This is a genomic window from Streptomyces sp. NBC_00322 (assembly GCF_036147535.1).
Lineage (GTDB): Bacteria > Actinomycetota > Actinomycetes > Streptomycetales > Streptomycetaceae > Streptomyces.
Genome location: NZ_CP108019.1, coordinates 4940298 through 4961922, shown reverse-complemented (window position 1 = coordinate 4961922; position 21625 = coordinate 4940298). Strand labels below are relative to the sequence as shown.

Below are 21625 nucleotides of genomic sequence, written 5' to 3'. Positions count from 1 at the left end.
ATGTCTACGCCGCCCCCGAACCCCTACACGCAGCCGCAGTACCCGCAGTACCCGCAGTACCCGCAGCAGCCTCAGTATCCGCAGAACCCGCAGGGGCCCGGGGGGCCGCCTCCCGGCCCGTACCAGCAGCCCTACCCGGGCGCGGGCGGCCCCGGCGGCTGGGACGGCCTGCCGATGGCGCCGCCCGTCCCGCCGCCGAAGAAGGACCGCACGGTCCAGGTCCTCGGCATCGTGGTGGCGTCCATCGCGGCACTCGTCGCCGTTGCCTGGCTGGTGAACAACGTCATTCGTCCCGCCGGAAACCGGGCCGCGGGCGCGGGCTTCCCGGAGGCGGAGTACCGGCTCACCCTCCCCCCGACGCTGCTCGACGGAAAGTACAAACTCTCCGACGACCAGTCCGGCAAGCACCAGGACGCGTTGGCGGGAACAAGCGAGGCAACCATCCGCGACGCCCGGGCCTCCGTGGCCCAGTACCTGTCGGCGTCCGAGTCCGGAGTCCTGGTCATCTCGGGCCTGTACGGCCGTATCAAGGACCCTGATCTGGCCCGTACGAAACTGCTGGCGGGCGCCGGGCAGTCGGACGGCTCCAGCATCGCCGTACCTGCGGCGGACTTCACTCCGGCCGGCTCGGACGTGCCGGTCAGCTGCCAGGTGGTGGTCACTGAGCAGACCACGGGCGGGAAGGCCACGCTCCCGATGTGCGCCTGGGCCGACGGCAACACCAGTGCGTCGGTGGCCGTCGTGACGCCCGAGACCGCGAAGCAGTCCCCGCAGGAGGTCGACCTCAAGGCCGTGGCGGAGGCGACGGTGAAGGTGCGTACGGAAACCCGCCAGCCGATCGGCTGACGGGCTCCTCCCGCACGGCGGGGCATCGCTCGGTTCCCTCGATGCGCTCCGTCGCTCAGTTCTCGAGCAGCGACTCCAGTATTGCCTCGTCCGGCGGCCGCACCCTCGCATCGACCCCGCTCGGGCACCGCGGATCGAGCCGGAGCCTGGCCAGATCGCGCCCTGCGACGCCCCAGGCGTACCAGGACGTCCGTTCCCAGGCCATCTGCGGCGGGTTGTACCAGCCGTCGCCGAGGCCGCCGAGCGCCACCTGGGGCTCGTCGAGCCCCGGTCCGAGCCGGTAGACCAGCCCGCCGAACACCGAGGCGTACACCTGGCCGCGGTGGACGCTCAGTTCGCCGTAGCTCGGCAGTTTGCCCGTCCGCAGGACCGTACGCGTCTCGAGGTCCATCGCGAACCAGGCACCCGCGAGCCGCTTGTAGACCCCGTACAGCACGCCGTCACACACCTCGATGTGCTGAATGCTCGCGTACCCCTCGACCGGTGCGACCTCCCACAGCACCTCGCGGCGCCGCAGGTCGAAGGCGGCGATCGTCGCGCTCGGCCTGGTGGGCGGCACGCTGCCGCCGCCCCAGGTGTCCCCGGCGAGATACGCGATCGGGCAACCGTGCCGGTCGTCCAGGGCGACCGACATCACGCTCTGGTCGACGATCACGTCCCGGTAGACCTGGAGTCTGCACCGCCAGGTGTCCACCACGGTCAGCGCGCCCTTGAGCAGGCCGACGCCCGGGGCACTCGACAGCAGCAGGCGTTCGTGGCCGAAGCGCGCGAAGTCCGTGGGCCGCTGCTGGTCGTGGTCGATGAAGCCCAGTGACCTGACCCTGCCGCGGTCCGGGTCGAGTTCGATCACTTCGGTGCTCGGGTACATCGCCGCGTACACCTTGCCGTCGATCACCCGCAGCTGTTTCGGCTCGCCCGCGACCCTGACCCGCTTGGGCGTGCCGTGCTCCGGCCGGTGGGTCGTGATCGAGAAGTGCCCGCCGACGTGGACCGCCCCGTGTGACCCGTACGTCATGGACTGCACGGGATCCGGCCCGGACAGGCCCGCGTCGATCAGCTCCAGTATTTCCGACTGACCGCCGGCCACATCGAGCCACCAGAGCCGGCCGCTGCCCGCGCCGCCGAGCAGTGTCCTGCCCCCGTCGAGCGGGATCAGCGCGCGGTGCTCGTCGCCGCTCACCGGCGCGACGACCGGCACAAGCGTGTCGCCGTCCCGCCGGTAGACGGTTCCGGTGGGGCGGCCGACGCAGTACAGCGTGCCGTCCTCCGTCATCGTCATCGCGTCTATCAGCCGCTCGGCCGCGGGCGTCGCGATCACCCGGGCGTCGCTGCCGTCGGGCGCCATGTCGACGAGGTACTTGGTGAGCGCCGCGATCACCCGGCCACCGCGGGCGATCATGGCGGCCGCGCCGCCGTAGGGCGCCGGCGTGAGGTTCGTCTTCGCACCGGTCGTCCGGTCGTACGCGACGACATAGCCGGACGGCAGCGTGCCCGCGTAGACGTACCGGTCGTCGGCGGTGATCGCGCGTACGTACTGCTGGCCGGGCACGGCGTTGCCGAGATTGCGCAGGGTGCCGGTGGCCGGCTTGTACTCCCACACTTCGCCGCGCGGCGACGTGCCCGCGTAGACCGTGCCGTCGGGCGCCGTGGTCAGACACCAGACGAAACCGCCCGACGGGCCCACCGTGCCGATCAGCTTCACCTCGCCGGTGGCGGGGTCGAAACGGTAGATGTCCGGGAACGGATAGGTCCCGAGGTAGACCTGCCCGCCCGATACGGTCGCCGCCCAGCCGCCTTCACCGCGCCCGAGCCGGACGGTTCTGGTGAGGGTTCTGGACGCCAGATCGATCTCGCCGAGGAGCGGCGGGCTCTGACCGCGGGCCAAGACGTACGCGCGGTCGCCGAGAGTTGTCATGCCTACTATCGCGGCCGTCAACGATGCGACGCCGTAGGTCGAGAGGGGAGGGCCCGAACAGTCCTCCACTCCAGTGGTCGTACTCGTGTCACCGGTGGTGCTGGTCGCGCCGGCTCGGCCGGCTGGGTCTGCCGTGCTGGTTGTGCCTGCTGGGTCGGCCTTCGCCGTGCCCGGGACCGCGATCTGCCCCGCCACGGACGCCAGGGCGAACCCGGCCCCGGCATGCAATAACCGCCTGCGTTCCATGCGTCACTCCCTGAGACTCGGAGACCGTACTCAAGGTAGATGCGGAATCAACGGACCGTCAGCGATCTCGCACGGGTCGGATCAGAATGTCTTGCCGCTCGGCGTGTCGGAAGGATTAGCACCCGTATACGTTCCGCCCCGAAAGACGGAACTCACAGCCGACGCAACGCCCCTGACCGAGCGGCAGTTTCCAGACGATGCGGCCTTCTCGCACGGAGAGTCGTCCGCACATCTGCGCAGCTCAGGAGATAGTTTTCTCTTGCACCACCGAAGATCGTCCACATGCTGGACACCCCGCCGCACCCGCTCCGAGCTGCCCGAACGACCATTCGGTCACCACCGAACGAACGTACGCGGCCGGAAACGCGCGATCGATGTGCACTCACTGTCCGCATGCGCAAGACTCCCGACCGCAATCACCCCCCGATCGAAGGAGTTTTCACACATGCGTTACATCCGAAACACAGTCGCCGCAGTCGCCACGGCATCCGCACTTGTGCTGACCGGCACCACGGCGACCGGCGTCGCACAGGCCGCCCAGCCCACGCAGCCCACGCAGCAGCCGGTCCAGGCGAAGAGTCTGTACGCCCCCTCGGCCCTCGTCCTCACCATCGGCATGGGCGAAACCGCCGCGACCGCCACGGTGGAGCGCGCCGTCACCCTGACCTGCGCCCCGCGCCCCGACGGCACGCACCCCTCCGCCAGGGCCGCGTGCACGGAACTGCGCACCGTCGACGGCCAGTTCTCCGCGCTGGCGGAGGAGACTTCGCACAAGATGTGCACCCGCCAGTGGAACCCCGTGGTGATCAGCGCCCAGGGTGTCTGGCAGGGCAAGCGGGTCGACTGGTCGACCGTGTACGGCAACCCGTGCGAGATGGAGGGCAGCATGGGCGACGGCGCGGTCTTCGCGTTCTGACCGGTCCGCTCACCCGACGTTCCACGAGGCTGACAGCGCTCCCCCGCAGCAGACGACCTCGAACCTGAACGTCACGAGGCCGACCTCGCCGACCGCCCAGCCGCTGCCGCCGCGGCTGAAGGCGGTCGCCCTTCCCCGCACGGACTACCCGTAACTCCGGCGCCCCGCCCAGAAGTTCGCGATCCGGCGAGGCGCCTCGCTCATGGCGTCAGGACGCCGTCCAGGAACGGCTCGATCGCCGACCGCCAGCCGTCCGGCTGGTCGTAGTGCACCAGATGGCCGGCGTCCGCCACCTCCCCGTACTCACCCCGCGGCAGGACCCGCACCATCTCCTGGGCCTCCGCGCGGCCCAGCTCGCCGTCCAGGCCGCGGACCACCAGCGTCGGGCACTGGACCTGGGCCAGTTCCTCCCAGTGCGCGTCATGGACCCAGGTCTCGCGGGACCTGAGCATCTGGCGCCGGGAGAAGAGCGGCCGCCAGCCGTCCGCCCGCTCCGCCATGACCTCCGCGAAGAACTCACCGCGGGCCGGATTGTGGCGCTCCACCCACGGGTCGTCCTCGCCGAACCACTTCCGTACGTCCGCCAGCGTCGCGAAGGGGACCGGCCAGGAGCGGAACCAGTCCTCCCATTCGCGCTGCGAGGCCGCCCCGAGCGCCGAGGCCCGCATGTCGCAGATGATCAGGGCCTGGACCAGGTCCGGGCGCTTGGCCGCAAGCTGCCAGGCGGTGAGCGCGCCCATCGAGTGGCCGATCAGGGTCACCGGGGCCAGGCCCAGCTGTTCGACCGCCTCCTCCGCGTCGGCGACGTACGCCTCGCGGGTGAAGGGGCCCTCCGCCGGCTTGTCGCTGCGGCCGTGGCCGCGCTGGTCGAGGGCGACCGCCCGGTGGCGCTCGGCCAGCCAGCGGGCCGTCGATGCCCAGTGCGAGGCACGGCCCATCAGGCCGTGGAGCAGTAATACCCCGGGGGAGCGCTCCGCCTCGCCGCACCCCTTGGGCGGATCCGCGAACTCCCAGGCAGCCAGGCGTACGCCCTCGGCTCCGGTCACATCGATGCGCCGCACCATCTGGCCTGGCACCCCCTTCTCTCCCCCGGTGGTCGAGCTCCGTCTCGTCCTGCCAGACTATCGAACCTTTATTCGAAAACTGGATTCTGGCGCGCAACACCGCTCGTTCGAGTGACCGCGCTCAAGGATTGACTCCCGTGGCCGTGGGGAGATCTTCAGCGGGAGGCGGGCCGCTCGGGGATGAGGGTCCGAGGGGACTGACCTTGAGAGCTCGGGGCTCCGGGTCAGCACAGGGGAGGACAGGCCCCGGCGCCCATGGGCGCCGGGGCCTTCCCTTGAAGAAGAGACGTACGAGTCGTCGAGCGGGACGCTCGGGCTGAGCGCGATGCACAGGCTGTACGCGGTGCACGGGATGTGCTGAGCGCGCTGCGGTGCGCGCGGGGCGTACGACGGGCGCATACCGTGATCCTCCCCCTGGCTTCGCCGGGTGGACCCCCACCCCGGCCACGGGTCATATGCCTCAGCCACAGCCTGGCACGCGATTCGCCCGGGCGCTGCCATTCCGGACGGAAAACGGTTACTGGCGGGTGAATAACAGCTACCGGCCGACGCCGGCGACCGCCCTACTGCTTGGCCACGAAGACATGCGAGGCCACATCCGCCTTCAGCTCCGCCGCCTCCCCACTGCTGCCCACCAGCACTCCGCCCGCGGACTCCGTCACACTGACCACCGAACCGGGCTGCACGCCCGCCCGCCGCAGTGTGTACATCAGCTGCGCGTCCGTCTGGATCGGCTCGCCAATTCGGCGTACGACCACGGTCTTGCCGTCCGCGCCCGGGTCCAGGTCGGCCAGCGAGACCATGCCGTCGTCGAGGAAGGGGTCGGCCTCCGCCTTCTCGCCCAGCTCCTCCAGGCCCGGGATCGGGTTCCCGTACGGAGACTCCGTCGGGTGGCGCAGCAGCTCCAGCACCCGCCGCTCCACCGCCTCGCTCATCACATGCTCCCAGCGGCACGCCTCCGCGTGGACCTGCTCCCACTCCAGGCCGATCACGTCGACGAGCAGACACTCGGCGAGCCGGTGCTTGCGCATCACGCGTGTCGCCAGCCGCCTGCCCTCTTCGGTCAGCTCCAGGTGGCGGTCGCCCGCGACCTGCACCAAGCCGTCCCGTTCCATACGCGCCACGGTCTGGCTCACCGTCGGGCCGCTCTGGTCGAGCCGCTCCGCGATACGGGCGCGCATGGGCACCACACCTTCCTCTTCCAGTTCGAGGATGGTGCGGAGATACATCTCCGTCGTGTCGATCAGTCCGGACATACGTGCCCCTCGATGCTGTGACTAGAAAATCAGTCGTGCGCTGGCCCCGACTCAATTCTTGCGCATCCCACCGACAACCGTGCCGCGCCCGGGGAAGCCGGTCGCTGAGACCGTATTGACAGGGGAATGGTCCAGACCGCAACGTGATCCGCGGCACTGGTATTCCCCCAGCGGCCCGTCCGCGTACTCCTTACGTACCCATCCGCGTTCCCCACCCCACGGAAAGGGCTCGGCGATGAGCGAGAGCAAGCTGGCCGGTCAGTTCTTCGACGCCGCCATCGGTCTGCTGCAGCGCGTACGGGACGAGGAGGCCGCGAACGTCGCCGACGCCGGGGCCGCGATCGCCGACACCGTCGCCGCGGGCGGCCGCCTGTTCGCCTTCGGCGCCGGGCACTCCTCACTCGCCGCGCAGGACGTCGTCTACCGCGCCGGCGGGTTCGCCCTCATGAATCTGCTCGCCGTCCCCGGCGTGGTGGGCGTCGACGTCATGCCCGCGACACTGGGCTCGGCACTGGAACGCGTGGAGGGTCTCGCGGGCGCGGTCCTGGACTCCAGCCCCGCCAAGTCCGGCGACATCCTCGTGATCATCTCCCTGTCCGGGCGCAACGCCCTGCCCGTCGAGATGGCCATGAACGCGCGGGCGCTCGGACTCAAGGTCATCGGCGTGACGTCGGTGGCGTACGCGGAAGAGACCAAGTCCCGGCATGTCTCCGGCACCTTCCTGAAGGACCACTGCGACATCGTCCTCGACTCGAAGATCGCGGTCGGCGACGCGGAGCTCACGCACGAAGGCATCGAGGCACCGTTCGCGCCCGCGTCCACCGTCGTCACCAGCGCGCTGATGCAGGCGACGATGGCGGCGGCGGCCGAGCAGCTCGTGGAGCGGGGAATCGAGCCGCCGCTGCTGCGCTCGGGGAACGTGGACGGCGGGCACGACTGGAACGGGCGCGTGATGACGGAGTACGGGGACCGGATCTTCTTCCGGCACTAGGACGCCAGGGGCCGACGCCGGGGCTCCGGTTCAACGGGAGGCGCGCGCCCCTTACTCCTCCGCCCGCCGCGCCAGGTCCAGCGACGCCGCCGCCAGCACCGCCACACTCTCCGCGTACATCGCGTCCGCCCGCTCGAATGCCGGCCGGCTCGCCCCCCGCAGGAACGTCACCACGCCCAGCGTCCGCCCCCGGCTCCGCAGCACCGTGCACAGCGCGTGCACCGCGTCCCGCGGCCACTGGCGGTCCGCCGCCCAGTCACCCGTCGCCGACGCCGACGCGGGCGCGCTCGCCCGGACCGAACCGTTGCGGTCGGCCGCCTGGAGCGCCGGGTGGCCCGACGGATAGCGGACCGGGAAGCCGCCGCCCGCCACCGGGACGCACGGGCCCGGCGCACCCGACGGGGTCGCCGCCGCGCGGACCAGGCGTTCCCCGTCCGGCTCCATCAGATCGAGCAGCGCATGGTCCGCGAAACCGGCCAGCGCGAAGTCCAGATACGCCGTCGCCGCCTCCATCGGGTCCTCGCACTCCGCCGCGGCCCGCCCGGCCCGGTGCAGCTGGCTCGACCGGAAGCGCAGCCGGTCCGCCTCCTGCTCCGCCAGCTTCGACTCCGTCACGTCGTGGAACAGCCACCCCACCCCGAGCGGCACCGGCTCCTCCGCCAGCGGCGAGGCCAGCCGCAGAAAACCACTCCGCCAGCACCGGCGCCGCTCCCCCTGCGTGGTGCTCAGCGTCACCCACAGTTCCGCGAGGCCCCGCGGCGCACCCTCCGCCAGCACATGATGGAGCGCGCCCTCCAGCTCCTCGACGCCCTGGACGACCAGCTCACCCAGCGGCCGCCCGAGCGGAGACGTACGCCCGGCGCCCAGCGCGCGCGCCGCATAGCTGTTGACGACGGTCGGCCGCAGATCCACGTCGACCAGGACGACACCCCAGGACGCGTCGTCGAACAGCGCCTCGCTCAGCGCGATGGACCGCTCCAGGTCGATCTGGGCATGCACCTCGCTGAACGCGCAGTACACCCCCGCGGGCTTCCCGTCCGCGCCCAGCACCCGCGCCGACTGGGTCCGTACGAGAACCCGCCCGCCGTCCTTGCGCAGCAGCGCGAACTCATGAACCTGCCGCCCGGGAGCGTCCATCGCGGCCATCAGCCGCCCCTGCACCTCCCCGGCATCCGCGGTCCGCACCGCCCACCCGGCGAACCCGCGCCGCCCGACGGCCTCCTCGGAGGACCAGCCGAGAATCCGCTCCGCCTCGCGGTTCCAGTGCGTGATCGTGCCGCCGGCGTCGAAAGCGCACAGGGCGGCATCCATCCCGTCGAGCAGCGCCGCAAGCAACTCCGACCCGGGCACCGGCGCAGAATCGTCCAACCCCGCGCCCTCCCGGTCCGGCTCGTCGGGCCCCAGCGCACTGGTGGTCTCACTCCTGGAAGCACTCATCCTGAACCCCCTGGCAGGACGTGTCCGCGCGAACTGTGCACGTCAGATCATTCAACTGGAACGTGACGCAGGACACACCCTGTTCCCGGAAATCGTTGCATCCCGGAAATTCGCTTGTGAGGTCCCGGACCGCTTCCTAAGGTGTGGGGCACACGCGAAAGGAGGTGTTCCGGAAGTGATTTCTTCTCGGACTCGTGAGGTGGCTGCGGGCTGACGGCCCGTCGTCGCACTCTGTGTGCAGCCGACTGACCGTCGGCCGAAATTCCAAGCAGTCACCGACCCGCGGGCTCGCCGGTATGTCCGGCCGGCTCCTCCGCAAGGAGGGACCAGAGCCCGCGGGTTTCTGCGTATCCGCGCACCCGGGCGTCACGGCGCCAGCCGCTCCACCCGCCACGCCGCCGCCGGAGCCTCCTCCGCCCCCGTACGGACATACCGCAGCCTGTCGTGCAGCCGGTTCTCGTGGCCCTGCCAGAACTCCATCGCCTGCGGTTCGACCCGGTAGCCGCCCCACTCCGGCGGGGCCGGGATCTGTTCGCCCTCGGGGTAGCGGGTTGCCAGCTCCTCGTATCTGCGCAGCAGGTCGTCGCGTGAGCCGATCACCGAGGACTGTTCGCTCGCCCAGGCGCCCAGCTGCGAGCCGTGCGGGCGGCTGCGGAAGTACGCGGCTGTCTCGTCGCGGCCGGTGCGGGCCGCCGTGCCCGTGACGATGACCTGGCGGGCCAGTGGGTGCCAGGGGAAGAGCAGGGAGATGTGCGGGTTGGCGGCGAGTTCCTGGCCCTTGCGAGAGCCGTAGTTCGTGTAGAAGACGAAGCCCTGCGCGTCGTACTGCTTCAGCAGCACCGTGCGCGAGGAGGGGTGGCCGTCGGGTGTGGCGGTGGAGACGATCATGGCGTTCGGTTCGTGCAGACCGGCGAACGCGGCCTCCTCGAACCAGTGGGCGAACTGTTCCATGGGGTCGTCGGCCAGATCCGTCTCCAGGAGCGGTGTGGAGCGGTACTGCTTGCGCATGACGGCGGGGTCGTACGGGAGCGGATCGGGCTGCGGGGCGTCGGGAACCGGGTTCGGGGCGGCGTGGTCGGTCACGGGGCCATATTGCCGCAGGGGCCGAGTTTGCCCGGCACGGAGTGCCGCTAATCCTTCCCGCCCGGAATCGGGCAGTGTGCCGGATGTCACGCTTCCCCGCATGAGGCGGACCCGCCAAAATTTTGGGTCGGGCCACTGTGGCCTCCATACAGCAGGGGATATCGTGCCTGCCTCCCCGGCGGTTGGGTGACCACCTGCCGCACGGGGCATCACCGGAGTGACAGATCCACTCCGACCCTTGCCTCTCGCACCCATCTTGAGGAGCCGCCTGATGTCCGACTTCGTACCTGGACTCGAAGGAGTCGTCGCGTTCGAGACGGAGATCGCCGAACCCGACAAGGAGGGCGGCTCCCTGCGCTACCGCGGTGTCGACATCGAGGATCTTGTCGGCCACGTCGGGTTCGGGAATGTGTGGGGGCTGCTGGTCGACGGCGCGTTCAACCCCGGTCTGCCGGCCGCCGAGCCCTTCCCGATTCCCGTGCACTCCGGTGACATCCGTGTCGATGTGCAGTCGGCGCTGGCGATGCTCGCCCCGGTGTGGGGTCTGAAGCCGCTGCTGGACATCGACGAGGCGCAGGCCCGTGACGATCTGGCCCGTGCCGCGGTGATGGCTCTGTCGTACGTCGCCCAGTCGGCGCGCGGCCAGGGGCTGCCGATGGTGCCGCAGAGTGAGATCGACAAGGCGGAGTCGGTTGTCGAGCGGTTCATGATCCGCTGGCGCGGGGAGCCGGATCCGCGGCACGTCAGGGCTGTGGACGCGTACTGGACCTCGGCGGCCGAGCACGGCATGAACGCCTCCACGTTCACGGCACGCGTGATCGCTTCCACGGGTGCGGACGTCGCGGCGGCGCTCTCGGGCGCGGTCGGCGCCATGTCGGGGCCGCTGCACGGTGGTGCTCCCTCCCGTGTGCTCGGGATGATCGAGGAGATCGAGCGCACGGGAGATGCGACGGCGTATGTGAAGCGGGCGCTGGACAAGGGCGATCGGCTGATGGGCTTCGGGCACCGGGTCTACCGCGCCGAGGACCCGCGGGCGCGGGTCCTGCGCCGTACGGCCAAGGAGCTGGACGCGCCGCGGTTCGAGGTGGCCGAGGCGCTGGAGAGGGCCGCGCTGGAGGAGCTGCACAATCGCCGTCCGGACCGGGTTCTGGCGACGAACGTGGAGTTCTGGGCGGCGATCATGCTGGACTTCGCGGAGATCCCGGCGCACATGTTCACGTCGATGTTCACCTGTGCCCGTACGGCGGGCTGGTCGGCGCACATCCTGGAGCAGAAGCGCACGGGCCGCCTGGTGCGGCCGTCGGCGCGCTATGTCGGTCCTGCGGCGCGGGACCCGCGCGAGATCGTCGGTTACGAGGACATCTCGGGCTGACGCTCCTCGGTCAGCAGGTCCGCGTGGTGGCGGGCGGCGACCAGCGGGTGTGCCCGCAGTTTCCCCTTGAGTTCGTTACGGCCGTACTCCGCGAACAGCGGGTTCGCGGGGTCCGCCGTCACGCCCGGCGCGTTCGCCGCGTACGGGAAGGGCAGCGGTTCGATACGGGCGTCCAGGCGCGGGTTGTAGAAGAACGGCACGGAGTAGCGCTCGACGGCCCCGGGCGGGCTGACCACGCGGTGGTTGGTGGCCTTGAGGTAGCCGTCGGTGGCGACTTCGAGGAGTTCGCCGAGGTTGACGACGAAGGCACCGGGCAGCGGCGGCACCTCGTGGAACTGTCCGTCGCCGCGCTCGACCTGGAGTCCGCCTATCTCGTCCTGGTGCAGCAGGGTGAGGAAGCCGTAGTCCTTGTGTGCCCCGACGCCCTGGCCGCCGTCGGGGCCGCTGCCCGGGTAGCGCACCAGCTTGAGGTGGAGGTGGGCTCGGTCGCCGAAGACGTCGTCGTAGAAGCCGGGGGGCGCACCGATGGCGGCGAGCAGTTCGTGCAGCAGCTTGTCGGCGACGGAGCTGAGCCGGTCGATCCAGGTGAGTGCGGCGGTACGCAGTTGGGGCAGGGCGGCCGGCCACTGGTTGGGGCCCTGCAGCCACCAGTAGCCGGGTTCGCCGGGGCCGGGCACGTGGGCGGGCCGTTCGGCGCCGATGTCGAGCTGGTCGCGCCAGTCCTGGGCGCCGCCGGTGCGTTCGTCGCCGATGCGCGTGTAGCCGCGGAAGTGCGGCGAGTTGATGTTGTCGATGGCGAGCCGGTCGGCTTCGGGCAGCGCGAAGAAGGCTCGCATGGCGCTGGTGAGGGCTTTGGTCTCGGCGTCGGTGACGCCGTGGCCGGTGAGCTGGAAGAAGCCGACGTCGTGGGCGGCGCTGTGCAGCTGGGCGTGCAGCAGGGCCCGGGCCTGGGGGCCGCGGTCGGCGGCCGAGAGGTCGATGACGGGGAGCTGAAGGTACGACATGGATGCATCCGCGGGGTGTACGGGGTCCCATGGGGCCGCAAGGGGTGGGGCGGGGCCAGGGGTGCCGGGTGGAGAGGGGGCTGTGCGCGCTGGGGTCAGACGGAGCGCGGACAGCCCATGCTCGTGACGCGGACGTAGTCCACGTGGCGGCGTCGTACGAGCAGAAGCATTCGCCCAGGGTACTGCCGGGCCCGCCAAATATGCGTGGCACGGGTCACAGGGGCATCGCTGTCAGCCCAGGGCTTCCTCCAGCAGTGCCGCCCACTGCGCCACCACCCGCTTCCGCCGCGCCGCGTCGTCCGTCAGCAGATTCGCCAGGCCCAGCCCGCGGGCCATGTCCAGCAGGCCCTGGACCGTCTCCCGCACCCCGGGCACGGACTCGTCGACCTCCAGCAGCTGGACCGCGATCCGGTGGGTCTCGCGGCCGACTCTGGCCTCCAGTTCCGTGACCCGTGAGCGCAGCTGCTCCTCGTTGGATGCCGCGACCCACAGATGCAGGGCGGCCCGGAACAGCGGGCCCGTGTAGAGGTCGACGAGCGCGGCGAACACCGCCGTGCGGTCCTGCGTGGGGAGCTCTCGCAGTGCCTGCGAGCGCTCTTCCGCGACGTACTCGACGGCCGCCGTGAACAGGTCCTCCCTGGTCGGGAAGTGGTGCTGCGCCGCGCCCCGTGAGACTCCCGCCCGCTCTGCGACCACCGAGACGGTGGAGCCCGCCCAGCCGTGTTCGGCGAGGCAGGACACCGCGGCCTCCAGGAGTCGCTGCCGGGTCGCCCGGCTGCGGTCCTGCTTGGGGGAGGTCACCGCACCCATGCGGGGTCCCGTCGTTCGAGGAAGGCCGTCATCCCCTCGCGGGCCTCGGCGGACGCGAACAGGGACGCCGAGCGCTGCACCAGGTCCTCGGCGTCCCGGTCGAAGGCCTCCAGCACCCTGGCCGCGAGCAGTTCCTTCGATGCGGCGAGGCCCTGCGGGGATGCTCTGCGCAGCCCGTCGAGCACCGGGGCGAGCGCCGCGTCCACGTCGTCGGCGGCGAGGGTGAGCAGTCCGGTGCGGGCCGCCTCGGCCGCGTCGAAGCGCTCACCGGTGAGGTAGTAGCGCTCGGCCGCGCGCGGGTCCATGCGTGGCAGCAGGGGCAGAGAGATGACGGCGGGCGCGACCCCGATGCGTACCTCCGTGAACGCGAAGTCCGCGCCTGTGGCGCCGGCCGCGATGTCGCACGCCCCCAGCAGGCCGAGGCCCCCCGCCCGGACGTGCCCGGTGACGCGGGCGACGACCGGTTTGGGCAGGGTGACGATCTGCCGCAGCAGGCCGACGAAGGTGTACGGGTTGGGCGGGGCCTTCAGGTCCGCGCCCGCGCTGAACGTGGACCCGGTGTGGGTGAGCACCACGGCCCGTACGGACTCGTCCTTGGCGCAGTCCGCCAGCGCCTGCGCCAGCTCGCCGACCAGCCGCGCCGACAGGGCGTTGCGGTTGTCCGGCGAGTCCAGCGTCAGGGTGGCGATGCTGCGTTCGTGTGCGGTGGCGAGAAGCGGCGGGCGTTCCGTCATGCCTTCCGGCAGGCTTTCCGTCACGTGTTCTCCCTCTCCCGGTCCCTCAGTTCACGCCTGAGGATCTTTCCCGACACGGCGCGGGGAACCGCGCCGATGAATTCGACGCGGCGGATCTTCTTGTACGGCGCGACGCGCTCGGCGACGAAGACGATGATGCCGTCCTCGGTGAGGTCTTCGGCGGCCGGCTGCCTTACGACGTACGCCTTGGGGATCTCGTTCCCGTTCTCGTCGTACACGCCGATCACCGCCGCGTCCGCGATGCCCTCGTGGGTGAGCAGCAGCGCCTCCAGCTCGGCGGGCGCGACCTGGAAGCCCTTGTACTTGATGAGTTCCTTGACCCGGTCGACGACGAAGAGCCAGCCGTCGTCGACCCGGCCTATGTCGCCGGTGTGCAGCCAGCCGTCGGCGTCGATCATCTGCGCGGTGTCCTCGGGGCGTCCGAGATAGCCCTTCATCACCTGCGGGCCGCGGATCGCGATCTCGCCCTCCTCACCGGGTGCGGCGTCCTTGCCGGGGTCGTCGAGGGAACAGATCCGCATCTCGGTCGACGCGATGAGTTTGCCGACGGTGCCGGGCGGCGGGTTCTCGGCGCCCTTGGGGACGAGGTGGGTGCCGGGCGAGAGTTCGGTCATTCCGTACGCCTGGCCGATGGGCGGCAGCCCGAGCCGCTTGGAGCAGGCCGCGGCCAGTTCGGCGTCCAGGGGTGCGGCCGAGCTGATGATGTATTCCAGCGAGGACAGGTCGAACGTCGCGACCGCCGGGTGCTTGGCGAGGGCGAGGACGATCGGCGGGGCGACGTAGATCGCGTTGATGCGGTGCTTCTCGATCGCCGCGAGGAAGGTCTCCAGCTCGAAGCGGGGCAGTACGACGACGGTGGCGCCCTGCCGCAGCGGCGCGTTCATCAGCGCGGTGAGTCCGTAGATGTGGAAGAACGGCAGTACGGCGAGGATGCGGTCGCCGGGACCCATCGGCATCAGCGGGTGGAGCTGGGCGAGGTTGGTGGCGATCGAGCGGTGCGTCAGCATCACGCCCTTGGGGATGCCGGTGGTGCCCGAGGAGTACGGCAGGGCGGCGATGTCCTTGGCCGGGTCGATGACGACGTCCGGCTCGGGTGCGGTCCCGCCGAGCATGTCGAGGATGCTCACATGCCCGTCGGCGCGGTCGCAGACGAAGATCTCCTCGATGCCCGCGGCCAGCTCGGCGGCCCTGCGGGCGACTTCGAGCAGCGGTGAGACGGTGACGATCCAGCGGGCGGAGGAGTCACGCAGCTGCTTGGCGAACTCCTCCGCCGTGGCGAGCGGATGGACGGTGGTGACCGAGGCGCCGGCGCGGGTCGCCCCGTAGAAGACGGAGGGGTAGGCGACGGTGTTGGGGCTGTGCAGCGCGAGGACGTCGCCCTTGCGCAGGCCCGCGTCGGCGAGGGCGGCGGCGATGCGCCGGTGGAACAGGTCGAGCTGCGCGTACGTGACGGTGGTGCCGTTCACGCCGTCGATCAGGGCGATTGCGTCGCCGTACTCGGCTGCTCGGCCGAGCACCGCGTCGTGGATCGGCTCGGTGACGGGCGTGACATCTGCGTACTCGCTCTGGAACACCATCGTGGCCCCTCGCTGTGTCCTCCGGGTGGACGCCCAGAATCTCCTTTGTCAGTAGGACTTGGGGAGACCCAGGGACTGGTGGGATACGTAATTGAGGATCATCTCGCGGCTGACCGGGGCGATCCGGGCGACCCTGGCGGCGGTGATGAGGGAGGCGAGGCCGTACTCCCGGGTCAGGCCGTTGCCGCCGAGGGTGTGGACGGCCTGGTCGACGGCCTTCACACAGGCTTCACCGGCCGCGTACTTGGCCATGTTGGCGGCCTCGCCCGCGCCGATGTCGTCGCCGGCGTCGTAGAGGGCCGCGGCCTTCTGCATCATCAGGCGGGCGAGTTCGAGCTCGATGTGGGCCTGGGCGAGGGGGTGGGCGATGGCCTGGTGGGCGCCGATGGGCTCCTTCCAGACCTGGCGGGTCTTGGCGTAGTCGATGGCGCGGGCGAGTGCGTACCGTCCCATCCCGATGGCGAAGGCGGCGGTCATGATGCGCTCGGGGTTGAGCCCGGCGAAGAGCTGGAGGAGACCGGCGTCCTCGTCCCCCACGAGCGCTTCGGCGGGCAGGCGTACATCGTCGAGGACCAGCTCGAACTGCTTCTCCTGGGCCTGCAGTTCCATGTCGATCTGCGAGCGCTGGAAGCCTTCGGCGTCGCGGGGGACGATGAAGAGGCAGGGCTTGAGCTTGCCCGTGCGGGCGTCTTCGGTGCGGCCGACGATGAGGGTCGCGTCAGCGAGGTCCACGCCCGAGATGAAGACCTTGCGCCCGGTGAGCACCCAGCCGTCGCCGTCACGGCGCGCGGTGGTCGTGATCCGGTGCGAATTGGACCCGGCGTCGGGCTCGGTGATGCCGAAGGCCATGGTGAGGCTGCCGTCGGCGAGACCGGGCAGCCACTGCTGCTTCTGCTCCGTCGTGCCGAACCGGGCGATGACCGTGCCGCAGATGGCGGGTGAGACGACCATCATGAGGAGCGGACAGCCCGCGGCGCCCAACTCCTCAAGGACGATGGACAGTTCGGCCATGCCGCCTCCGCCGCCGCCGTGCTCCTCGGGGAGGTTCACGCCGAGATAGCCGAGCTTGGCGGCCTCGGCCCACAGCTGTTCGCGTTCGTAGCCCCGGCCGTGGCGCTGTCCGAGCGCGGCGACGGCGGCGCGCAGTGCGGTGTGTTCCTGGCTCTCGATGGTCATGACGCGGTGTCCTCCTCCTGTGTGGCTTCCGCCATTACTTCGTTGACGACGGCGAGCGGGGCGCCGACCTCGACCTGACGGCCGGGTACGGCGTGGAGCGCGGTGAGGATGCCGGAGGCGGGCGAGAGGATGCGGTGCTCCATCTTCATGGCCTCCAGCCATACGAGCGGCTGCCCCTGGGTGACCTTGGCCCCCGCGGCGAGCCCGTCCCCGACGCGGACGACGGTCCCGGGCATCGGCGCGAGCAGCGATCCGGGCTCGGCCCGGTCCTGCGGATCGGTGAACCGCGGCCGCACGGCGAGCGCGTGCGCGCCGGTGGGGCTGTCGATATGGACGTACCCGTCACCGTGATCGGTGACGTCGAAGGGCCGCACGACCCCGTCGATCTCGAGCCGCACCCGGTCCGGCCGGGCGTCGACGACGCGCACGCCGGGATCGTCGACGAGTTCGAACCCGCCGCCGCGGGTTCGGCGATACCGGACCTCGTGGTCGCCGTAGCCCTTGACCTGCGGCTGCGAGTGCAGATTCCGCCAGGCTCCGGGCCGGGCGGCGGCATCGGCGACAGCGGCCGCGACCGCGGCGTACCGCTCCCCGTCGGCGGGCGCGGTGAGGGCATCGAGGTGCCGCTCGTAGAACCCGGTGTCGAGCCGGGCGCCGGTGAAGTCGGGATGCTCCAGGGACCGCACGAGCAGAGCCCGATTGGTCACGGGCCCGTGCACGCGCGCCCGCCGCAGGGCCTGCGCGAGCAGCCGCACGGCGGCGTCGCGGGTGGGTGCCCAGGCGATGACCTTGGCGATCATGGGGTCGTAGTGCACCCCGATGGAGTCCCCGGCGGCGTACCCGGCATCAACGCGCAGTCCGGGGACGTCCGGTACGTCGAGGGCCCGCAGCACCCCCGTCTGCGGCGTCCACCCCGTCGCCGGGTCCTCCGCGTACAGCCTCGCCTCCACCGCGTGGCCCCTGGCCTCCGGCGGTGTTGACGGGAGCCGCGAACCCTCGGCGACGCGCAGTTGGAGCGCCACCAGGTCAAGGCCGAACACCGCCTCCGTCACCGGGTGTTCGACCTGGAGGCGGGTGTTCATCTCCAGGAAGTGGGCGCGACCCTCCGGGGAGATCAGGAACTCCACCGTGCCCGCGCCCCGGTAGCCCACCGCCCGCGCCGCCGTCACCGCCGACTCGTGGAGCGAGGCGACCAGGTCGGTGGGCAGTCCCGGCGCCGGGGACTCCTCGATGACCTTCTGGTGGCGCCGCTGGAGCGAGCAGTCGCGCGTCCCCAGCGCCCACACCGTCCCGTACGCGTCCGCCAGCACCTGGACTTCCACATGGCGCCCGTGTTCGACGTACGGCTCCAGGAACACCTCGCCGTCGCCGAAGGCCGACGCCGCCTCGGAGCGGGCCGCCTCCAACTCGGCGCCCAGAGAGGACAGTGCGCGCACCACGCGCATGCCGCGCCCGCCGCCCCCCGCCGCCGCCTTGACCAGCAGCGGCAGGTCCGCCTCCGTGACCGTCGCGGGGTCGAGGGGCGCGCCGCCCATCAGTTCCTTCGCGCGCGTCTTGGACGCCATCGCCTCGATGGCCGAGGGCGGCGGCCCGATCCAGACCAGGCCCGCGTCCGTCACCGCCCTGGCGAACTCCGCGTTCTCCGACAGGAATCCGTACCCGGGATGCACCGCGTCCGCGCCCGCCGCCAGCGCCGCCTTCACGATCAGGTCGCCGCGCAGATACGTGTCCGCGGGCGCCGCCCCCGGCAGTCGTACCGCCGCGTCCGCCTCCCGCACGTGCAGTGCCGACGCGTCCGCGTCCGAGTACACCGCGACCGTCGCGATGCCCAGCTCGCGGCAGGTGCGAAAGACCCGGCAGGCGATCTCGCCCCGGTTCGCGACCAGCAGAGTGGAGATCATCAGTGCCTCACATCCGGAAGACGCCGAAGCCGCCGCGCGCGCCTTCGACCGGTGCCGTGTGGATCGCGGACAGGCACAGTCCGAGGACCGTACGGGTGTCGCGGGGGTCGATCACGCCGTCGTCGTACAGCCGCCCGGAGAGGAACATCGGAAGCGACTCCGCCTCGATCTGCTGCTCGACCATCGCGCGCAGCCCCGCGTCCGCCTCATCGTCGTACGGCTGCCCCTTCGCGGCCGCCGAGGCGCGCGCCACGATCGACAGCACGCCCGCGAGCTGCTGCGGCCCCATCACCGCGGACTTGGCGCTGGGCCAGGCGAAGAGGAAGCGCGGGTCGTACGCCCGTCCGCACATGCCGTAGTGCCCGGCCCCGTACGAGGCGCCCATCAGCACCGACAGATGCGGGACCTTCGAGTTCGACACCGCGTTGATCATCATCGCGCCGTGCTTGATGATGCCGCCCTGCTCGTACTCCTTGCCGACCATGTAGCCGGTGGTGTTGTGCAGGAAGACCAGCGGCACATCGCGCTGATTCGCCAACTGGATGAACTGCGCCGCCTTCTGGGACTCCGCCGAGAAGAGCACGCCCTGCGCGTTGGCCAGCACGCCCACCGGATAGCCATGCAGCCGCGCCCACCCGGTCACCAGGCTCGGCCCGTACAGCGGTTTGAACTCGTCGAAGTCCGAGCCGTCGACGATCCGCGCGACGACCTCGCGCGGGTCGAAAGGAGTCTTGAGATCCTCGGGCACGATCCCGAGCAGCTCCTCCTCCGCGTACTTGGGCGGCTCGACGGGCCCCGGCTCGCCGTGCGCCTTGCGCCAGTTGAGGCGGGCGACCACGCGTCGCGCCTGCCGCAGCGCGTCCGCCTCGTCGACCGCGAAGTAGTCGGCGAGTCCGGACGTACGGGCGTGCATCTCCGCGCCGCCGAGCGACTCGTCGTCGCTCTCCTCGCCCGTCGCCATCTTCACCAGCGGCGGCCCGCCCAGGAAGACCTTCGACCGCTCCTTGATCATGATGGTGTGGTCGGACATGCCGGGGACGTACGCGCCTCCGGCAGTCGAGTTGCCGAAGACGACCGCGATCGTCGGGATCCCGGCCGCCGACAGCCTCGTCAGATCCCGGAACAGCGCCCCGCCGGGAATGAAGATCTCCTTCTGGGACGGCAGATCCGCCCCGCCGGACTCGACGAGCGAGATGCAGGGCAGCCGGTTGGCGTACGCGATCTCGTTGGCGCGCAGGGCCTTCTTCAGCGTCCAGGGGTTGGACGCCCCGCCGCGCACGGTCGGGTCGTTGGCCGTGATGAGGCACTCGACGCCCTCGACCACGCCGATGCCGGTGACCATCGACGCGCCGACGGGATAGTCGCTGCCCCACGCGGCGAGCGGGGACAGTTCCAGGAAGGGCGTGTCGGGGTCCAGCAGCAGCTCGATGCGCTCGCGCGCGAGGAGCTTTCCGCGCGCCCGGTGCCGGGCGACGTACTTCTCGCCGCCGCCCGCGAGCGCCTTCGCGTGCTCGGCCTCCAGCTCGGTGAGCCGGCCGAGCATGGCCTCGCGGCGGGCGGCGTACTCGGGCCCCGTGGGGTCGACGGCCGAGGCGAGCACGGTCACAGCAATACCTCCGGGATGTCGACGTAGCGCGAGCGCAGCCACTCGCCGAGCGCCTTGGCCTGCGGGTCGAAGCGGGCCTGCGCGGCGACGCCTTCGCCGAGGATCCCCTCGACGGTGAAGTTCAGAGCGCGCAGATTCGGCAGGACATGGCGTACGACGGTCAGTTCGGCGGTCTCCGGGAGCAGCGCGCGGAAGCGGTTGACGGTCAGCTCGTGGGCGAGCCAGCGCCAGGCTTCGTCGGAGCGCGCCCACACCCCGACGTTGGCGTCGCCTCCCTTGTCGCCGCTGCGGGCGCCGGCGATCAGCCCGAGGGGCGCGGCCCGTCGCGGCCCGTCGGGCAGTTTCGCGGGCAGCCCGCCCTCGTCCGGGACCGGCTCGACGTCCTTCGTGCGTACGGGAGTGGGCACCGTGATCCGGCGCCCGTCGGGCAGTACGGCCGTGTGCGTCACCTCGGCCGCGTCGATGTACTCGGCCTCGAAGACCCCGTACGGCGCGCCCTTGCCGGGCGGGGCCGTCACATGGAAGCCCGGGTAGCTGCCGAGCGCCAGCTCGATCGCCGCGCCGCTCACCGCACGCCCCACCTTGCCGGGGTCACTGTCGCGCACGACGAGGCGCAGATAGGCGCTGGCGCGCTCCTCCGTGTCGCCGTCGGGCCGCTCGGTGCGGGCCAGCTCCCAGCGGACCTCGGCGGGGCGGTGCTTGCCGAAGGCGTCGTCGAGCTGTTCGCGCACCAGGCGGGCCTTGGCCTCGATGTCGAGCCCGGTGAGCACGAACACGACCTCGTTGCGCCAGCCGCCGATGCGGTTGAGGCCGACCTTGAGGGTGGGCGGCGGGGCTTCGCCGCGTACGCCGGAGATCCGCACCCGGTCCTCGCCGTCCTGCGCCAGCCGTACGGTGTCCAGGCGCGCGGTGACGTCCGGTCCGGCATAGCGCGCGCCTCCGGTCTCGTACAGCAGCTGCGCGGTGACCGTGCCGACGTCGACGAGGCCGCCGGTGCCCTCGTGCTTGGTGATGACGCTCGTACCGTCGGCGTGGATCTCGGCGAGGGGGAAGCCGGGGCGGCGTACGTCATGGCCGCTGAAGAAGGAGTAGTTGCCGCCGGTGGCCTGGGTGCCGCATTCGAGTACGTGCCCGGCGACGACCGCGCCCGCGAGCGCGTCGTAGTCCTCGGGCCCCCAGCCGAAGTGCGCGGCCGCGGGCCCGGTGACGAGGGCGGCGTCGGTGACCCGGCCGGTGACGACGACGTCGGCCCCGGCGCGCAGGCACTTCGCGATTGCTGCGCCGCCGAGGTAGGCGTTGGCACTGAGGGCGCCGGGGAAGCGGTCGGCGAGGTCGTCGCCCTCGACGTGGGCGACCTTGACGGGGACGCCGACGCGGTCGGCCAGTTCGCGTACGGCGTCGGCGAGTGAGGCCGGGTTGAGCCCGCCCGCGTTGGCGACGATCTTCACTCCGCGGTCCTGGGCGAGGCCGAGGCTTTCCTCCAGCTGCCGCAGGAAGGTCTTGGCGTAGCCGAGGCGGGGGTCTTTCAGCCGGTCGCGGCCGAGGATGAGCATGGTGAGCTCGGCGAGATAGTCGCCGGTCAGGATGTCGAGGGGCCCGCCTGTGAGCATTTCCTTCACGGCGTCGAAGCGGTCGCCGTAGAAGCCGGAGGCATTTCCGATGCGCAGCAC

Annotated in this window: 17 protein-coding genes; 4 read left to right on the top strand and 13 right to left on the bottom strand. The window is 71.1% G+C overall.

Translation table 11 applies throughout. The features are described 5' to 3' along the window. Positions 1–846 (top strand): hypothetical protein, encoded by an 846-nt coding sequence (locus OG905_RS22630; protein ID WP_328676497.1) that lies wholly within the window; start codon positions 1–3, stop codon positions 844–846. Between the two features lie 55 nt (positions 847–901). Here the strand turns inward: OG905_RS22630 and OG905_RS22625 are convergent, their stop codons facing one another. After that, on the bottom strand, positions 902–2761 hold the full coding sequence (locus tag OG905_RS22625) for a hypothetical protein (RefSeq protein ID WP_328676495.1): 1860 nt from the start codon (positions 2759–2761) through the stop codon (positions 902–904). 691 nt (positions 2762–3452) lie between these two features. Here OG905_RS22625 and OG905_RS22620 point away from each other — a divergent pair. After that, entirely contained in the window at positions 3453–3923 is a 471-nt protein-coding gene (locus OG905_RS22620) for a subtilase-type protease inhibitor (RefSeq protein WP_328676494.1), read from the top strand. Between the two features lie 200 nt (positions 3924–4123). Here OG905_RS22620 and OG905_RS22615 read toward each other — a convergent pair whose 3' ends face one another. Then, positions 4124–4987, bottom strand: a complete 864-nt coding sequence (locus OG905_RS22615) for an alpha/beta fold hydrolase (protein ID WP_328682533.1) — start codon at positions 4985–4987, stop codon at positions 4124–4126. Positions 4988–5550: 563 nt separating this feature from the next. Continuing rightward, positions 5551–6243, bottom strand: coding sequence for a metal-dependent transcriptional regulator (locus OG905_RS22610; RefSeq protein ID WP_328676492.1), 693 nt, complete (start codon positions 6241–6243; stop codon positions 5551–5553). 235 nt (positions 6244–6478) lie between these two features. Here OG905_RS22610 and OG905_RS22605 point away from each other — a divergent pair, with 235 nt between their 5' ends. Continuing rightward, positions 6479–7234, top strand: a complete 756-nt coding sequence (locus tag OG905_RS22605) for an SIS domain-containing protein (protein WP_328676490.1) — start codon at positions 6479–6481, stop codon at positions 7232–7234. Positions 7235–7285: 51 nt separating this feature from the next. Here OG905_RS22605 and OG905_RS22600 read toward each other — a convergent pair whose 3' ends face one another. Together OG905_RS22600 and pdxH are read right to left on the bottom strand one after the other, a co-directional pair. Continuing rightward, the gene (locus OG905_RS22600; RefSeq protein WP_328676488.1) at positions 7286–8671 is read right to left on the bottom strand and encodes a PAS domain-containing protein; all 1386 of its coding nucleotides are present in this window, start codon (positions 8669–8671) and stop codon (positions 7286–7288) included. A 366-nt stretch (positions 8672–9037) separates the two neighbouring features. Then, positions 9038–9679: a pyridoxamine 5'-phosphate oxidase gene (pdxH, locus tag OG905_RS22595; RefSeq protein ID WP_328682530.1), complete on the bottom strand. Its 642-nt coding sequence runs from the start codon at positions 9677–9679 to the stop codon at positions 9038–9040. A gap of 346 nt (positions 9680–10025) precedes the next feature. On the opposite strand from pdxH, the gene OG905_RS22590 reads away from it, so the two are divergent. Further along, positions 10026–11126: a citrate synthase 2 gene (locus OG905_RS22590; protein ID WP_328676486.1), complete on the top strand. Its 1101-nt coding sequence runs from the start codon at positions 10026–10028 to the stop codon at positions 11124–11126. Here the strand turns inward: OG905_RS22590 and OG905_RS22585 are convergent. The 8 genes from OG905_RS22585 to OG905_RS22550 all read right to left on the bottom strand — a co-directional run bounded on the left by OG905_RS22585 (position 11105) and on the right by OG905_RS22550 (position 21625). Continuing rightward, on the bottom strand, positions 11105–12130 hold the full coding sequence (locus OG905_RS22585) for an isopenicillin N synthase family dioxygenase (RefSeq protein WP_328676485.1): 1026 nt from the start codon (positions 12128–12130) through the stop codon (positions 11105–11107). The two genes, OG905_RS22590 and OG905_RS22585, sit on opposite strands and share 22 nt — an antisense overlap. A 231-nt stretch (positions 12131–12361) precedes the next feature. Then, positions 12362–12940: a TetR/AcrR family transcriptional regulator gene (locus tag OG905_RS22580; RefSeq protein ID WP_328676482.1), complete on the bottom strand. Its 579-nt coding sequence runs from the start codon at positions 12938–12940 to the stop codon at positions 12362–12364. Beyond that, entirely contained in the window at positions 12928–13674 is a 747-nt protein-coding gene (locus OG905_RS22575) for an enoyl-CoA hydratase family protein (RefSeq protein WP_328682526.1), read from the bottom strand. Before OG905_RS22575 ends, OG905_RS22580 begins: the two co-directional genes overlap by 13 nt. Positions 13675–13694: 20 nt before the next feature. Then, positions 13695–15272 (bottom strand): 4-coumarate--CoA ligase family protein, encoded by a 1578-nt coding sequence (locus OG905_RS22570; protein ID WP_328676480.1) that lies wholly within the window; start codon positions 15270–15272, stop codon positions 13695–13697. A gap of 48 nt (positions 15273–15320) precedes the next feature. Then, positions 15321–16448, bottom strand: a complete 1128-nt coding sequence (locus OG905_RS22565; protein WP_328676479.1) for an acyl-CoA dehydrogenase family protein — start codon at positions 16446–16448, stop codon at positions 15321–15323. Continuing rightward, complete coding sequence (locus tag OG905_RS22560; RefSeq protein WP_328676477.1) at positions 16445–18349, bottom strand: acetyl/propionyl/methylcrotonyl-CoA carboxylase subunit alpha; 1905 nt, start codon at positions 18347–18349, stop codon at positions 16445–16447. The genes OG905_RS22565 and OG905_RS22560 overlap by 4 nt, the downstream gene beginning before the upstream one ends. 7 nt (positions 18350–18356) lie before the next feature. Continuing rightward, positions 18357–19955: an acyl-CoA carboxylase subunit beta gene (locus OG905_RS22555; protein ID WP_328676475.1), complete on the bottom strand. Its 1599-nt coding sequence runs from the start codon at positions 19953–19955 to the stop codon at positions 18357–18359. Then, entirely contained in the window at positions 19952–21625 is a 1674-nt protein-coding gene (locus OG905_RS22550) for an acyclic terpene utilization AtuA family protein (protein WP_328676473.1), read from the bottom strand. The genes OG905_RS22555 and OG905_RS22550 overlap by 4 nt, the downstream gene beginning before the upstream one ends.